Origin of the sequence: Streptomyces sp. BE303, from assembly GCF_036290945.1 — a bacterium.
Classification (GTDB): Bacteria; Actinomycetota; Actinomycetes; order Streptomycetales; family Streptomycetaceae; genus Kitasatospora.
Map to the genome: position 1 here is coordinate 85178 of NZ_JAQYWZ010000723.1, position 15705 is coordinate 100882.

The window sequence follows — 15705 nt, forward strand, 5'->3', positions numbered from 1 at the left end:
GCACCGTCGGTGAGGGTGGGGTCCGACGGCTCCCTCGCCGACGGTCCTGCCCTGCTTTCCAGAGTGACCTAGCCCACACGGTACGGATGCCTGAGAGATTCCGGGGAGGAGTTGCTCCTTCGGCGCCCCGACCAGCGGTTTCGACTGTCGGGGACTCTCCCGAGCGGGCTCGGCGGTCGCGCCCAGGGTACCAGCGGGAGGCCGCCCGATCACGGGTGCGTCAGGTCACTCGGCCCGTTGGGCCGTGACCCGGACGGACGACGGCCCGGCCCGTCCGGCCCCGTCCCGGTCGCGGACGTCCGGTTCATGGCTTTTGGTGTGAAGTGGCGGACAGGACGGGCGGGCCGGCCGCCGTCCTGCGGGAGCCGCAGGACGAGCGCACTGGAGGAAAGAGTGCAGACCGATATCGACCCCCGGGACCTCATCGGCCACAAGGCGGTCGACCGCAACGGAGACAAGATCGGCACCGTCGACGAGGTGTACCTGGACGACGCGACCGGCCGGCCCGAGTGGGCCGCTGTCCGGACCGGCATCTTCGGCCGGGACGCCTTCGTCCCCCTGACCACGAGCGAGTTCTCCGGCGACGAGCTGCGGGTGCCGTACGACAAGTCGCTGGTGAAGGAGTCGCCGGACTTCGGCGTGGGCCAGCACCTGTCCCCGGCGCAGGAGCTCCAGCTCTACCGCTACTACGGACTGGACACGACGCTGGACGGGCAGCCGTCGGCGGGCGACGGCCCCGGCTCGGGTTCCGAGCAGGCCGACCTCGACTTCGGCACGACGGCGTCGAACGGCACCCCTGCGGACACGCCCTCGTCGAACGGCACCCCCGGCACCACCGCCTCGAACGGCACGCCCCTCGCGGGCGTCGCCGGAACGGCGGGCGCCGCAGCCGCGGCCGCAGCGGCCGCGCGGAGCCGGCCGGCCACGCCGTCCGCCGCCGCCCCGGCCAAGTCGCTCACCTTCCACACGGCCGCCGCCGCGGCCACCACCACTCCGGCAGCCGGTTCCGGCAAGCCGGCCGACCCCGTCACGGAGGCCAACGTGCGGACCCTCGCCACCCCCACGCCCGCCGCGGCGCCGCCGGCTTCCGCCGCGGCGACCGCCCCGGCCGCCGAGCCGCGCCCGCAGTCCGCGCAGCCCGCCCCGGCCAACGGCACCCCGCCGGCGGCCTCGCAGCCCTCGCCCTCGCAGGCCACGCCGTCCGCCACCGGCACCTCGCGCTCCGCCGACGGTGCGGTCGCGTCCACGCCCGGCGGCCCGGTGGAGATCACCTGCCGCGAGGAGCGGCTGGACGTCACGACCGAGTGGCACGTCGTGGGCACGGCCAAGCTGCGCAAGTACGTGACCAGCGAGCCGGTCGAGCGCCGGGTCCCGGTGGTCCGCGAACGGGTCCGGGTCGAGCGGATGCCGGTCGGCGAGGCCGAGCGGGCCGCGCTCAGCGAGAAGGACATCGCCGAGGCGGTGGAGGAGGTCACCCTGCGCGAGGAGCGCCCGGTGGTCCGCAAGTACCTCGCGCCGATCGAGCGGGTCCGTCTGGTGGTGGAGCGGTACACCGCCGAGGAGGTGATCCGCGACGAGCTGCGGCGCGAGCACGTCGAGGTCCACGACACCACCGGGACGGCCTCGAACCCCCCGGTCTCCGCCTCCGCCCCGTCGCCCGGGCCCGTCTCCCCCGCCCCCGACGAGCCGGCCCGCCCACTCCCGCTCAGGCCCCTGGTCTGACACCCGAGCCCGCTGGGCCCCGGCCGATCCGGCCGGGGCCCTGCGGCGTTCCACGGCGCAAACCCTTCGACTTTGCCAAGGCTTAACCCATGGATATTTGACACTCTGAAGTATCTCCCTGCATGGTTACTTCAGTTCATTCACTATGTACGGGAGGAAGCAACCGTGAGTGAGGCACCACAGCCCACCGTCGCGGCCGAGAAGCAGAGCAGCGCCCGGGTCCTGCCGGCCCTCATCCTGGCGATGCTGTCGTTCAGCGTGGTGCAGACCGCGGTCGTCCCGATCCTGCCCTCGCTCGCCAAGGAACTGAACGTCTCCGGTTCCAGCATCACCTGGCTGATGACGGCCAACCTGCTCTCCGCCGCCGTGCTCACCCCCCTCCTCGGCCGCTTCGGCGACCTGCGCGGCCGCAAGCCGATGCTGCTGATCTCGCTGGCCGGTCTGGCCGCGGGCTCCGCGCTCGCCGTCACCACCCACTCCTTCACCTGGCTGGTCCTCGCCCGCGTCCTTCAGGGCGCCGGCGGTGGCGTGCTCCCGCTGGCGATCAGCATCGTCCGCGACGAGCTCCCCAAGCAGAAGGTGACCGGCGGCGTCGCCGCCATCAGCGCCTCGATGGGTGTCGGCAGCGGCCTCGGCCTGGTCGCCACCGGTCTGCTCCTGGAGCACTGGAGCTACAAGTCCATCTTCTGGATGGGCCTCTTCTTCGGCCTGCTCGCGATCGCCCTGGTCGCCGTCCGGGTGCCCACCGACCCGGTCACGGACAAGGAGGGCGGCGCCGACCCGCTCGGTGCGATCACCCTGGCCGGCTGGCTCTCCGCCCTGCTGGTCGCGGTCAGCCAGGGCAACACCTGGGGCTGGACCTCGACCCGGACGCTCGGCCTGTTCGCCCTCGCCGCCGTGGTCGCCCTGATCTGGGGCGTCATCGAGGTCAAGGTCAAGCACCCGCTGGTCGACATGACGATGATGTCCCGCCCGGCCGTCGCCTTCACCAACCTGGCCGGCCTGCTGATCGGCTTCGGCATGTACGGCTCGTTCATGGTGATCAGCAACTTCGCCCAGACCCCGGAGAAGCTCGCCCACTACGGCTTCACCGCCACCGTGCTGCACGCCGGTGTGATGCTGCTGCCGTCCGCCCTCGGCTCGATGGTCGCCGCCCCGCTCGGCGCCGTGCTGATCGCCCGCCGCGGGCCGCGCCTGCCGCTGGTCCTCGGCGGTGTCCTCGGCGCCGTCGCGATGGCCTACCTGGCCGTCCGGCACAGCCACGAGGCGGACATCTACCTCTCCTCGGCGATCTTCGGCCTCGGTATCGGCCTCGCGTTCTCGGCGATGCCGGCCTACATCAACGGCGCCGTCCCGGTCGAGCAGAGCGGCATCGCCAACGGCATGAACGCCGTGCTGCGCACCGTCGGCGGCGCGATCGGCACCGCCGTCATGGCCGCCATCCTCACCGGCGACACCATGAAGCTGCCGATCCCGGTCACGCTGCCCACCCTGGACGCCTACCAGCACGCGTTCTGGACCGCCGCCGTGGTCTGCGTGATCGCCGGCGCCGTCCCGTTCCTGATCCGCACCGTCAAGCCCACCACCACCGTGGTGCACGGCAACGAGGTCGCGGACCTGACCTCCGGCCCCCGGCCGGTGAAGACCGACGCCTGACGAGGCGTCCGACCCCGCGCTCAGGGACAGGGCGCGGGGACCGGGACCCGGACGGTCGCCGAGGGCATCGCGACCGTCCGTGGCCCGGAACCGCATGTGGCCCCACCCGGCCCCCGTGCCGGGTGGGGCCGCTTCATGTCCCGGCCCGGCAGCGCCGTCCCCGTCCCCCGGCCCCGCCCCTCAGCCCTCGGTCCCCGCCCATCCGAACGCACCACCACCGTCCGCACCACTCCCCGGGCCTCCGCTCCCCGAACCACCGCGCTCCGGCCCCGGCTCGCTCCCGCCCAGCGGCAGCGGCGGGGCCGGCTCCAGCGCCGGATCCTCCACCCCGAAGGTCCGCACCCGCCCCGGCCCGCTCCACGGCGTCTCGAACCGCACCGTCACCCGCCCCACCCCGCTGCCCTGCACCCACCCCGGCCCGAACTCGGCGTGGTGCACGTCCTGCCCGGGCAGCCAGCGCCGCACGGCCGGCGCCTCCTCCGCGCGGTCGGCCTCCGCCTCCTCGTCCGCACCGGCCTCGTGCCCGGCAGCCTCCGCCTCCTCCCGGACGGCCTGCGCGAACAGGTCCTCCTGCGTGTAGTCGGCCAGTTGCGACACTCCGACGCCCAGCAACCGCACCCCACCCGTGATGTCCACCTGCGAGGCCAGCCGGCGCGCCGTCTCGGTGATCACCGTCTCGTCGTCCGTCGGCCCGCGCAGCGTCTCGGAGCGGGTCAGCGTCGAGAAGTCGAACCGCCGCACCTTCAACACCACCGTCCGCCCCGACCGCCCGGCACCCCGCAGCCGCCGCACGCACCGCGCCGCCAGTGCCCCCACCTCGCGCAGTATCCGCTCCCGGTCGGCCAGGTCCACCTCGTAGGTGTCCTCCACCGAGACCGACTTGGCGTCCTGGTCGGCCACCACCGGCCGGTCGTCGAGCCCCGTCGACATCTGGTACACGCCGGCCCCGTGGGCCTTCCCCAGCAGCTGCACCAGCTCGTTCTCCCCCGCTTCGGCGAGATCGGCCACCGTGTTCAGCCCCGACCGGCGCAGCACCTGCTCGGTGGCCGGACCGATCCCCGGCAGTGCGCGGACCGGCATCGGCCCGAGCACCGCGCGCTCCTGGCCCGGCTCGATCATCACCAGCCCGTCCGGTTTGGCCTGCTCGGAGGCGATCTTGGCCATCAGCTTGGACCCTGCCGCGCCCACCGAGGCCGTCAGCCCGGTCCGCCGCCGGATGTCCGCGCGGAGGTCCTCCGCCAGCGCCAGCACCAGCCGCTCGCCCGTCCGGTGCTCCGCCTCCGCCAGCAGCGGACCGTAGGGACCCGCCTCCAGGTCGACGAAGGCCTCGTCCAGGCTGAGCGGCTGCACCAGCGGGGACAGCTCCCGCAGCAGCCCCATCACCAGCTCGCTCACCGGCCGGTAGGCCTCGAAGCGACCGGCCAGGAAGGCCGCGTTCGGACAGAGCCGACGGGCCTGCGCCATCGGCATCGCCGAGTGCACCCCGAACTTCCGCGCCTCGTAGGACGCCGTGGACACCACCCCCCGCCCGCCGAGCCCGCCGACGACCACGGGCTTCCCGCGCAGGCTCGGCTTGGCCGCCTGCTCCACCGCCGCGAAGAAGGCGTCCATGTCGAGGTGGATGATGCTCGGCAGTGACCGCACCCGCCGATCATGCCGCACGGGTCCGACAGCACGGTCGAACCCGGCCGTCTCCCCCCGGTGGCGGGCCCTACCCGCGCACCGGACCGGCCCCCGCGTCAGCCAGCGCCTTCGGTAGGCCCGGCTCGCGGGGCCCGAGGAAGAGCGGGTCCGGCCGCAGCCAGGCGTTCAGCGCTGCCTTCCCCGCCCCCGGGATCTCCCGCAGCCCGCCGTACAGCCAGGTGAGGTCCCGCGCCTCCGGCACGCCCACCGCGTACGACTCGATGCCGGCCGCCCGGCAGAGTGCCAGCGCCCGCCGCACGTGGAAGTCCTGACTGACCAGCACCGCCCGCTCCACCCCGAAGATCCGGTGCGCGCGCGTGCAGGAGTCCCAGGTGTCGAAGCCCGCGTAGTCCCCGACCACCCGGACGTCCGGCACCCCGTGCTCGATCAGGTACCGCCGCATCGCCTCGGTCTCGTCGTAGCTCGCCCGGCCGTTGTCCCCGGTCACCAGGATCGCCTGGACCTTCCGCCGTTCGAACAGCTCGACCGCCGCGTCCAGCCGGTGCGCCAGGTAGGGCGAGGGCCTGCCGTCGAACAGCCCGGCGCCGAACACCACCGCCACCGGCGCCTGCGGCGCCGTCGCCACGGTGCCCACCCGCTCCCCCGCCGAGAACCAGAGCCAGGCGCTCGGCGCCAGCGCCAGCGAGCAGCAGACCGTCACCAGCTGGAACAACCGGCGCTGCGCCCGCCTGCGCCGCAACCGGACGCCGAGCCGCACCGCCCTCCGCATCACCAGGCAGGGGATTCCGGAACCGAAGCGCACGTGCCCTCCCTCTGTCGGTTCACCGGCCACGACGAAACCGCGGGCCCGGACGGTTCCCCGTCCGGGCCCGCGGCCTCGTCAGATGCCTGTTCAGACAGCCCTGTTGCGGCGCTGCGCCAGCTCGTCCGCCGGGTCGTGCCCGGCCACCGTCTCCCCGGTGTCGGTCCGCTCCGCGTGCAGCCGCCCGAGGGTGCGTTCCAGCTCCTGCCAGACCGCGCCGACGGCGATCCCGAAGACCCCCTGGCCGCTCTTCAGCAGGTCCACGACCTGCTGCGGGGTGGTGCACTCGTACACCGTCGCGCCGTCGCACATCAACGTCAGTCCGGTCAGGTCACAGACCTCGACGGACTGCAGGTGGGCGACCGCGACCCGGATGTTCTGCAACGAGACGCCCGCGTCGAGCAGCCGCTTGACGATCTTCAACAGCAGGATGTCGCGGAAGCTGTAGAGCCGTTGGCCGGTCGCCGGGAAGGTCGACCGGACGCTCGGGGCCAGCAGGCCCGTGCGGGCCCAGTAGTCCAGCTGGCGGTAGGTGATCCCGGCCGCGGCGCAGGCCGTCGGACCGCGGTAACCGATCAGTTCGGACGTGGGCCCGAGTCGCTCCAGGGCCGGCTGGCCGGGCTGGACCGCCGGGAACCGGCCCACCCGGGGCAGTTCCGGCCGGGGCAGCTCGGTCACGTTGCGGGCGGTGCGCGGCATGTGCACGGTGCACAGGCCTCCCACGGCCAATTCCTCGCCGGTGCCGGTCATGCCTACCTCCGTCCACTCGTGCTGCGGGCAACCCAGACCACGGGCATCGGACACCCGGGCAGCCCCTCCTGACGGTAGGCAGTCCCCTATGGCCCGTCAACGATCGCCACGCCGTGGCGGGCAGACCACATCACTCAGGAGAGTGGTTTTTCGTGCCCCTAGTGTGGGTAGGTGGACGCGGTTTGGCAAAACGGCCGGACACACACGGCCCGCCGGCCCACTGACCGGCCGCACGCCCTACTGCGGGCCGCTGCCGCCGAAGTCCTCGGGCGACACCTGGTCGAGGAACTCGCGGAACTTCTCGACCTCGTCCTCCTGCTCGTCCGGGATCGCGATGCCCGCCTCGGCGAGCACCTCCTCGCTCCCGTAGATCGGCGTCCCGGTCCGCAGCGCCAGCGCTATCGCGTCGGACGGGCGGGCGCTGACCTCGACGCCGCCGGTGAAGACGAGCTCGGCGTAGAAGACGCCCTCGCGCAGGTCGGTGATCCGGACCTCGGTGAGCTGCTGGCCCAGAGCCTCCAGCACGTCCTTGAAGAGGTCGTGCGTCAGCGGGCGCACCGGCGTCATGCCCTGCTGGGCGAAGGCGATCGCGGTCGCCTCGCCGGGGCCGATCCAGATGGGCAGGTACCGATCGCCCCCGACCTCGCGGAGCAGCACGATCGGCTGGTTGGAAGGCATCTCCACCCGGACACCCACGACGTCGAGCTCATTCACACGAGCAACCCTATGGCTCCCGACCCGGATATGAAAGCGCAGCGCCGACGGCGCTGGTCAGCGCGGTGGCGCGGGTCAGGTCCAGGCCCGCAGACCGGCCTGGACCATGGCCGCGTGCAGCCGGACGGAGAGGGTAGCCAGCTCGCGCGCGGTGGCCTCGGCGTGCGCCCTGGTCTGGGGGTTCCGGTGCCGCCGCAACGGCGCCACCACCTGCTCGACCAGGGCGATCTCCCGGTCGGCGGCGGCCTTCATGGCGCGCAGGTGGCGCGGCTCCAGACCGAACCGGCCCAGTTCGGCGACCAGGCGGGCCACCTGGAGCGCCTCGCCGTCGTACCCGCCGTCCGGCCCGGGCGCGATCAGCCCGTAGGACTCCCACTCGGCCAGTTCGCGCTCGCCCGCCTCGGCGGCGGCCAGCAGCTCGGCCCGGCCCAGGCGGACCCCGGCGGAGGCTTCGGCCGCGGCGGTCAGCTCGCGGTCCGCCTCCTCCACCGGCCCCGGGCGGCTGTCGGAGGGGCCGGGCAGCGCCGGCGGGGTCTCGCCGCGCTCGATCGCGTCGAGGTGGTCGCGGATCACCCGCAGCGGCAGGTAGTGGTCGCGCTGCATCCGCAGCACGTGGGCCAGCCGCTCGACGTCGGCCGGGCTGAACTTCCGGTACCCCGAGGGCGTGCGCTGGGGCTCGACCAGGCCCTCCGCCTCCAGGAACCTGATCTTGGAGATGGTGACCTCGGGGAAGTCGTCACGCAGGAAGGCCAGCACCGCACCGATGCTCAGCAGCTCGTCGCCGCCGCGGCGCCGGCCGCCCCCGCCGGGCCGGTCCGACCGGACCGGCTGCCTGGGGGCCGCGACCACCCCGCGCGAGCCCTTGTCCGGCGTGTGACCGAACGGCGCGGGGGTGGCCGCCCCGAGAGGAGAAGAAGGGGTATTCGTGCTCACTCGGGCTCCTGCCGACGTTGGTTTCAGTACCCCCGGTTGTGGCTGGCGAAGAAGACCAGCCGGTACTTCCCGATCTGCACCTCGTCGCCGTTGTTCAGCGACACCTCGTCGATCCGCTCCCGGTTGACGTAGGTGCCGTTGAGGCTGCCGACGTCGGCGACGGTGAAGCCGCCACCGGGCGTCCGGCGGAACTCCACGTGCTTGCGGGAGACGGTCACGTCGTCCAGGAAGATGTCGCCCTGCGGGTGGCGGCCGGCCGTGGTCTTGTCCGAGTCCAGCAGGAACCGGCTGCCGGAGTTCGGGCCTCGCTGGACGATCAGCAGGGCCGAACCCGGGGGCAGCGCGTCGATGGCCGCCAACACCTCGGCCGAGAGGGCCGGCGTGCCGGTCCCGGTCGTGGTGTTCGGGTCGTACGACTCCAGGCCGGAGATCGAGATCGTCGACGTGGTCTCCGCCGACCCCTCGGGCAGCAGACCACCGCGCAGCGCCGAACCGCAGTTGGAACAGAAGCGGGCCGCGGCCGGGTTCTGGTTGCCGCACCTGGGGCACGGAGTGGGGCCAGCCATGTTCACAGCCTCCTGGCGCGGCACACCCGACGGGTTGTGCCCGGCGTACGGGTCCGGTGCAAACCCTCCACCAGAGGTTGAGGGTCCTGACGGGAAACCTATGCGCGGGGCGCCGGAGGGGTCAACCGACGCGCCGTAGCCCGCCTGATTCCCGGCGTACTGGGCGCCGTCCCGGAACAGCGGGCGCTCGGCGTACTCCGCGCCCTCGGGGGCGGGACGCATGCCCGGCACGGCGGGTTCGTCGTCCCGGCGGTGGCGCGCGGTCGGCGCCTCGACGGCGGCCGCGTCGCGGCCCTTGTTACGACCGAACAACTTAGAGAAGAAACTCACGGGCGAATCCCCTTGCGTGTGACAGACCCGCCCGCGGGGCAGGGTGAGGACCTCGGACAGGTTGCGGGCCCGGTCGTGGATCGGGCCGGCTGGAGCGGAACTCCGACTGCGGTGCTCACTTCGGAGCCGGTTTGGCGTACTGCGGGGTCTTCGGGTCGACGAGTGCGTCGACGACCACCTTCTGCTGTTGGGAGATGGTCGCGCGTGCCTGGTTGTTCTCCAAGGTACGGACCACACCCCCCGGAATGTTCAACGCGGGTGTGAGGTCCTGCGGATTCCCCACGACGGTGAACCGGTAGGGCGCCGAGACCTTCTTGCCGTCGATCTGCACGCCGCCGCCGGACACGTCCGTGAAGTAGGTGTTGACCACCACACGCACATCGTTGATCTGAATCGCCTCCGCCCCCGCCGCTCGGAGTTCCTGCAGGGTGTCCAGCAGCATATCTGCCTTCACCTGCCCTTGGGGATCATCGACCGTCAGTACGATCCCCGGACCAGTGGCTCGGACGGTCCCGGCCAGAACGCCGAGCTCCGTCACCTTCTTCCTGGTCTGTTCCTGGGCTTCCTTGGCCTGGTTGGAGCTGTTCTCCAACTTCGCCAGGGACTGCTCGAGCTCCGCTTTCTCCTGCTGGAGACGCTGCTGACGGCCGTCCAGTTCGTCGAGGATGCGAACAAGGTCTTCCTGGCGCGCGCCACGCAGCTGACTGTGGTGGTCGTTGGTGGACCGCACCTGGATCGCCAGCGCCAGTCCGAGCGAGAACAGCAGCACCGCCACCACCAGTTGGCCGCGCGACAACCTCGGCGGCCAGACCGCGGCCTTCAGCCGTCGCCGCCCTGCGGCCCGGTCGTCCCGGGCCGGCCCGGAGTCGGGTTCGGGGGCGGGCGCGGCGGCAGACGGGAGGGCCGGCGCAGGTTCCGGTACCGGTACCGGTGGCGGCGGGGACGGCGCCACGGACTCGGCGTCCGGCCCCGCCGGCTGTAGCTGCGGCTGGGTTTGGGTTTGGGGCTGCGGGATCGACTTCGCTGCGGGCTCGGGCCGTGGCTCCGGCCGCCGTACCGGTTCCGCTGCCGCCACCGGCGGCAGCGCACGCGCGGGCGCAGGCGTCACCTCGGGGGCGCTCGCCGGAGCAGGCTCCGCTCCGGGCTCCGCCGGGGCCCCGGGCGCGGGCTCGCCCCCGGCCCCGTCGGCGGCAACGCCCTCCGGCCTCCCGTCGGGCAGAGACTCTTCGGCCGGCTCCCCCCGCGCCTCCCGCTCCTCCGCCACCGCGTCCGCGGGCTGCCCGGGCCGTTCCTCGGGCTCCGGCGCGATCGCCGGCCCGTCGGACCGCCTCACCGGCCGGTCGCCGGACCCCTGCCCGGGCTTCTCCTGCCGCTTCCCGTCCACCGGCTCGACCGGTACCGGCTCGCGTTCCTCGCCACCGTCCTCGCGCACAACTTCTCCCGCAGATCCGTCCGCTTTCTTCTCCGCCGCCCGCTCGCGGCCCGGCTCAGGCGCGGAAGACATGGCGCCTGATCGCAGCGGCGTTGGAGAAGATGCGGATTCCGAGGACGACGACGACGCCCGTGGAGAGCTGCGAGCCCACGCCCAGCTGGTCCCCGAGGAAGACGATCAGTGCCGCCACCACCACGTTCGACAGGAACGACACGATGAAGACCTTGTCGTTGAAGATCCCGTCCAGCATCGCGCGGACGCCGCCGAACACCGCGTCCAGCGCCGCCACCACCGCGATCGGCAGGTACGGCACGACGGCGTCCGGTACCTCGGGCTGGACGAAGAGTCCGACGACGACCCCGATCACGAGACCCAGTACGGCAATCACGGTCTAGCTGCTCCTGTCGCTGCGGAGGGCGACCCGGTGGTCGCGGTGGGCGGACGGCCGGTCGTGGTCTTGGCCGAGGGGCTCGGCGAGCGCTTCCCCGAGACCTGCCCGGTCGGCTTCGCGGACGGCGAGGCGGTGCCGGACGGACTCGCGGTGCCGCCCGTCGACGGTGAGGCCGATCCGGAGGGCCCCGCGGACGGCGACGCCTCCCCGGAGGCGGGCGGACTCGCGGTGGGCGAGGGCTCGGGGAGCGCAGGTTGGGCGGTCCGCAGGGTGACCCCCACGGCCGCGGGCAGGGTCAGGCTCTTCTGCGCGGAGATGGTCGACTTGATGCCGTACTTCTCCTGCAACAGCCGCAGGTACTGGCCCGCCATCGCGCTCTCGAAGGCGCCCACCAGCTTGGGCCCGTTCCCCAGCGCCTGCACGGTGTACGGCGGGACCAGCGGCCGGTTGTCCACCAGTACGGCCTCACCGGCCGCGCGGATCGCGGAGAGCGCGGTGAGCCGCTGCCCGTTGATCGCGACGGCCTCCGCGCCGGAGGACCAGAGCCCGTTCACCACCAGTTGCAGGTCACGGTCCCGCAGCCGTCCGCTGTTCGAGAAGCCCTGCCCGCTGCGCGGGTCGACGTTGCCGCCGGCGCCCGTACCGGTCGCGTCCTCCAGCACCAGCTTGACGCCGGGCCCGGTCACCTCGGCCAGGCCGACCGCACCGGCCAGGACGGCCGGGTCGACCTCCCCCGGAGCGAGTGCCTGCTGCTGGGTGCTGTCGACCCTGCGCCGCAGTTCCTGGACCTGCTTCTGGAGCTGGTCCGCCGACCCGTTGGAGTCGTTGATCCGGTGGATCAGGGCGTCGCGCTCCTTGGCGAGCGTCGGCTCGGCCTCGTGCGCGTTCACGGCCCCGACCGTGAGGACCGCGCCCACCAGGGCCAGCCCGGCCCCCAGCGTGAGAAGCCCCCGCGCCGTACCGGGTATCCGGTGCGGACCGTCGCCGCCCCGTGCCGCAGCCGCCTCGGCGTACCCCTCGTCGAGGCTGTGGTCCATCACATTGGTCAGCAGGGACATCGAGGCATCCGGACGGTTGTACCGTCCACTGCTGGCACTCGGCGTCGGCGTCGCTGACATGCGGACCATCGTCCCACGGCCGACGAGGGCCCCGTACACAACCCCTGACCTGCATACACATCAAAACGGACCGACCGCCACCAACCACCCGAAACGGACAGCGGGGCGGTGCGGCACCAGCCGCCCGCCCCGCCGCCGACCCGTCACCGGGCTCCGGCCGTCACCTCCCGGCGCCGTCGACCACCGCCGCCCATTCGTCCAGCAGCGCCTCGGTCGCCTCGTCGTCCGGGCCCTCGGCCCACAGGTGGGTGACCGCCTCGGCCGGGTCCGGCAGCACCAGCGTCCACCGCCCGTCCGCCTCGACGACCCGGACACCGTCCGTGGTGTCCAGCTGCCGGCTGCCGGCCGCCTCCACCACCGAACGCATGACCATGCCCTTCGCCGCCCACGGCGTCGCGATGTCCCGGCGGCGGATGTGCGCCTGCGGGATCCGCGCGTCGATCTGGCTCAGCGTGAGCTGGGTCCGGGCGACCAGCCCGACCAGCCGGACGAACGCCGCGGCGCCGTCCAGCACACCGCTGAACTCCGGCACGACGAAGCCGCCGCGCCCGTCCCCGCCGAACACCGTGCCCTCGGCGGCTGCCGCCTTCGCCAGGTCGTCCGGCGTGGTCGTGGTCCAGGTGACCTGCGTGCCGTGGTACGCCGCGACCTGCTCGGCGATCCGCGTCGTGGTCACCGGCAGCGCCACCTGCCCGCTCCGCCGCTCGGCCGCGACCAGGTCCAGCAGGACCAGCAGCGCCCGGTCGTCGTCGATGACCCGGCCCAGCTCGTCCACGAAGGCCACTCGCTCGCCCACCGGGTCGAAGCGGACCCCGAAGGCGGCCCGGGACGACGCCACCAGCTCGCCCAGCCGGGCGAGCCCGGCGCGCCGCTCCTCGGCGTCCTCGGTGGGCCGGGACTCGTCCAGCCCGCTGGAGACACTGAGCGCCTCGACCCCGAGCCGACCGAGGATGCTCGGCAGGACGAGCCCGGCGCTGCCGTGCGCGGTGTCCACGACGACCTTCAGACCGGCCTCGCGCACCCCGGTGGTGTCGACGGCCCGCAGCAGGTTGCCCGCGTAGGAGTCGAAGACGCTGGACGGGAAGGTGAGGTCCCCGATCTCGCCGGGGAAGGCCCGGCGGTACTCCTGGCGCGCGTAGACCCGGTCGAGCTTGCGCTGCCCGGCCTGCGAGAGATCGGCCCCGCGCTCGTCGAAGAAGAGGATGTCCAGCGAGTCCGGCACCCCGGGCGTGGTCCGCAGGAAGATCCCGCCGGCACTGCCCCGGGCCGTGTGCTGCCGGGCCACCGGCATCGGCACGTTCTCCAGGTCGCGGACGTCGATCGCGCTGGTCTGCAGCCCGGAGATCATCGCCCGCTTCAGGGCGCGCGCACCTCGCGAGTGGTCACGCGCGATGGTGACGGTCGCGCCCTTCTTCAGCGTCGTCGCGTACGCGCCGGCGAGCCGTACGGCCAGCTCGGGGGTGATCTCGACGTTCAGGATCCCGGAGACACCCCGCAGCCCGAACAGGTGCTCCTGCCCGCGGGACTCCCAGATCACCGAGGTGTTGACGACCGCGCCGGCCTCGATGGTCTTGAACGGGTAGACCCGGACGTTGGCCGCGATGATCGACTCCTCGCCGATCAGGCACTCGTCCCCGATCACCGCGCCGTCCTCGATCCGCGCGGCCCGCATGACATCGGTGTTCTTGCCGACCACACAGCCCCGCAGATTGCTCTGCGGCCCCACGTAGACGTTGTCGTGGATGACCGACCGGTGCAGGAACGCCCCGCGCTTCACGACCACGTTGCTGCCGAGCACGGTGTGTTCGCGGATCTCCACGCCGGCCTCGACCTTGGCGTAGTCCCCGATGTAGAGCGGCCCGCGGAGAACCGCCTCCGGGTCGACCTCGGCGCCCTCGGCGACCCAGACCCCGGGCGAGATCTCGAACCCGTCGATCTCGACGTCGACCTTGCCCTCCAGGACGTCCGCCTGGGCCTTGCCATAGCTCTCGTGGGTGCCCACGTCCTCCCAGTAGCCCTCGGCGACGTACCCGTAGACCCGTTTGCCCTCCTTCAGCAACTGCGGGAACACGTCACTCGACCAGTCGACGGACTCACCCGCCGCGACGTAGTCGAAGACCTCGGGTTCCATGACGTAGATACCGGTGTTCACCGTGTCCGAGAAGACCTGCCCCCAGGTCGGCTTCTCCAGGAAGCGCTCCACGCGCCCCTCGTCATCGGTGATCGTGATACCGAACTCCAGTGGATTCGGCACCCTGGTGAGACAGACGGTGACCAGTGCGTTCTTACTACGGTGAAACGCGATCAATTCGGAGAGGTCGAAGTCGGTCAGTGCGTCACCGGAGATCACCAGAAAGGAGTCGTCCTTCAGGGCGTCCTCGGCGTTCTTGACACTCCCCGCAGTGCCCAGTGGCGTCTCCTCGTTGGCATAGGTGAGATTCATGCCCAACTCTTCACCGTCACCGAAGTAGTTCTTGACCAGTGAGGCCAGGAACTGGACGGTCACGACGGTGTCGGAGAGGCCGTGCCGCTTCAGCAGCCGCAGCACGTGCTCCATGATCGGCCTGTTGACCACGGGAAGCAGCGGCTTCGGCATGCTGGAGGTCATCGGGCGGAGTCGGGTGCCTTCGCCCCCCGCCATTACAACGGCTTTCATTACGGGTGCGTCCTCCTTCGCGGTGTGGACCCTGCAGGTCCATCAAACCGTTCCAGAGGGGGTCTACCCGGAAGATATCGTCCGACGCACCGTGTCGCCGTGGGACTTCTCTCAGATCCCGTCCCGGGATCGCGTCTCAGACAGTGGACGCGGAGGAGGCCGAGCTGCCCCGGATGATCTGGCGCGCCTGGACGGCGTAGAGAATGCCGGCCCACCAGTACAGGGCGGTCCCCCACCAGATGAAGGCCCAGCTCACGATCTCGGCCGGCCGGGCGATCCAGCTGTCCCCGGCGCCGAGCAGCAGAAGCGGAAACGCGTACATCAGATTGAAGGTCGCGGCCTTCCCCAGGAAACTCACCTGCAACGGCCCGTAGCCGTGCCGGTTGAGAAGGGGAAGGAGCGCGGCGATAAACAGCTCACGCGCAATCAGGATCGCCGTCAGCCACCACGGCAGGATCTCACGCCAGGTCAGGCCGAGGAGCGTGGAGAGCACATAGAGCCGGTCCGCCAGCGGATCCAGCAGCTGCCCCACGCGGCTGATCTGCCCCCACCGGCGGGCGAGTTTCCCGTCCAGGTAATCACTGATACCGCTGAGCATCAGAATCAGCAATGCCCAGCCGTCGTTGTTCGGCCCGTCGAACACCGGCCAGAGGATCAGCCAGAGAAAGAGCGGAACACCGACCAGCCGGCCCATGCTCAGCAGGTTGGGGATGGTGAGGACGCGATCGGTCTGGACCCGCGTCTCCTGGACCTCCACCCGGGGGCCTCCTGTCATGTGTGGCAACTTCGCACGTTGACCTTACAACAGAGAAGCCCCCGCCCGGTTCCCCGGCGGGGGCTTCTCCATAAGAATTGTTCGGCGGCGTCCTACTCTCCCACAGGGTCCCCCCTGCAGTACCATCGGCGCTGTGAGGCTTAGCTTCCGGGTTCGGAATGTAACCGGGCGTTTCCCTCACGCTATGACCACCGAAACACTATGAAACTGTCAACC

At 71.9% G+C, this 15705-nt stretch carries 12 protein-coding genes, 1 rRNA gene, 1 pseudogene and 1 riboswitch; of the genes and pseudogenes, 2 read left to right on the plus strand and 12 right to left on the minus strand.

What is annotated here, in order from left to right; genetic code table 11:
* Positions 1-68: 68 nt before the first annotated feature.
* Positions 69-172: riboswitch (glycine riboswitch) on the minus strand.
* Positions 173-393: 221 nt separating this feature from the next.
* Together PUR56_RS21860 and PUR56_RS21865 are read left to right on the plus strand one after the other, a co-directional pair.
* Positions 394-1722 (plus strand): DUF2382 domain-containing protein, encoded by a 1329-nt coding sequence (locus tag PUR56_RS21860; RefSeq protein ID WP_329950154.1) that lies wholly within the window; start codon positions 394-396, stop codon positions 1720-1722.
* A 165-nt stretch (positions 1723-1887) separates the two neighbouring features.
* Positions 1888-3378, plus strand: a complete 1491-nt coding sequence (locus tag PUR56_RS21865; protein WP_329950155.1) for an MFS transporter — start codon at positions 1888-1890, stop codon at positions 3376-3378.
* A gap of 180 nt (positions 3379-3558) precedes the next feature.
* Here the strand turns inward: PUR56_RS21865 and PUR56_RS21870 are convergent, their stop codons facing one another.
* The 12 genes and pseudogenes from PUR56_RS21870 to rrf all read right to left on the minus strand — a co-directional run bounded on the left by PUR56_RS21870 (position 3559) and on the right by rrf (position 15685).
* Positions 3559-5022: a DNA polymerase IV gene (locus tag PUR56_RS21870; protein ID WP_329950156.1), complete on the minus strand. Its 1464-nt coding sequence runs from the start codon at positions 5020-5022 to the stop codon at positions 3559-3561.
* Positions 5023-5089: 67 nt separating this feature from the next.
* Positions 5090-5791, minus strand: coding sequence for a SanA/YdcF family protein (locus PUR56_RS21875; RefSeq protein ID WP_329950162.1), 702 nt, complete (start codon positions 5789-5791; stop codon positions 5090-5092).
* A gap of 123 nt (positions 5792-5914) precedes the next feature.
* Positions 5915-6574 carry a MerR family transcriptional regulator gene (locus PUR56_RS21880; RefSeq protein ID WP_329877941.1) on the minus strand — a complete coding sequence of 220 codons (660 nt, stop codon included), beginning with the start codon at positions 6572-6574 and terminating at the stop codon, positions 5915-5917.
* 237 nt (positions 6575-6811) lie between these two features.
* Entirely contained in the window at positions 6812-7288 is a 477-nt protein-coding gene (locus PUR56_RS21885; protein WP_063350203.1) for a bifunctional nuclease family protein, read from the minus strand.
* A 75-nt stretch (positions 7289-7363) separates the two neighbouring features.
* Positions 7364-8062 carry a transcriptional regulator FtsR gene (gene ftsR, locus PUR56_RS21890; protein ID WP_329877974.1) on the minus strand — a complete coding sequence of 233 codons (699 nt, stop codon included), beginning with the start codon at positions 8060-8062 and terminating at the stop codon, positions 7364-7366.
* 182 nt (positions 8063-8244) lie between these two features.
* Positions 8245-9117 carry an FHA domain-containing protein gene (locus PUR56_RS21895; RefSeq protein WP_329877945.1) on the minus strand — a complete coding sequence of 291 codons (873 nt, stop codon included), beginning with the start codon at positions 9115-9117 and terminating at the stop codon, positions 8245-8247.
* 115 nt (positions 9118-9232) lie between these two features.
* Entirely contained in the window at positions 9233-10069 is an 837-nt protein-coding gene (locus tag PUR56_RS21900) for a DUF881 domain-containing protein (protein ID WP_329950163.1), read from the minus strand.
* Positions 10070-10604: 535 nt separating this feature from the next.
* Positions 10605-10937, minus strand: coding sequence for a small basic family protein (locus tag PUR56_RS21905; RefSeq protein ID WP_030062488.1), 333 nt, complete (start codon positions 10935-10937; stop codon positions 10605-10607).
* A gap of 254 nt (positions 10938-11191) precedes the next feature.
* Positions 11192-12067 (minus strand): annotated as a pseudogene (locus tag PUR56_RS21910) (DUF881 domain-containing protein); the annotation flags it as partial.
* A gap of 151 nt (positions 12068-12218) precedes the next feature.
* Positions 12219-14714, minus strand: coding sequence for a mannose-1-phosphate guanyltransferase (locus PUR56_RS21915; RefSeq protein ID WP_329877964.1), 2496 nt, complete (start codon positions 14712-14714; stop codon positions 12219-12221).
* A 136-nt stretch (positions 14715-14850) separates the two neighbouring features.
* Positions 14851-15471: a CDP-alcohol phosphatidyltransferase family protein gene (locus PUR56_RS21920; protein WP_329877966.1), complete on the minus strand. Its 621-nt coding sequence runs from the start codon at positions 15469-15471 to the stop codon at positions 14851-14853.
* 97 nt (positions 15472-15568) lie between these two features.
* Positions 15569-15685, minus strand: a 5S ribosomal RNA gene (rrf, locus tag PUR56_RS21925).
* Positions 15686-15705: the final 20 nt, after the last annotated feature.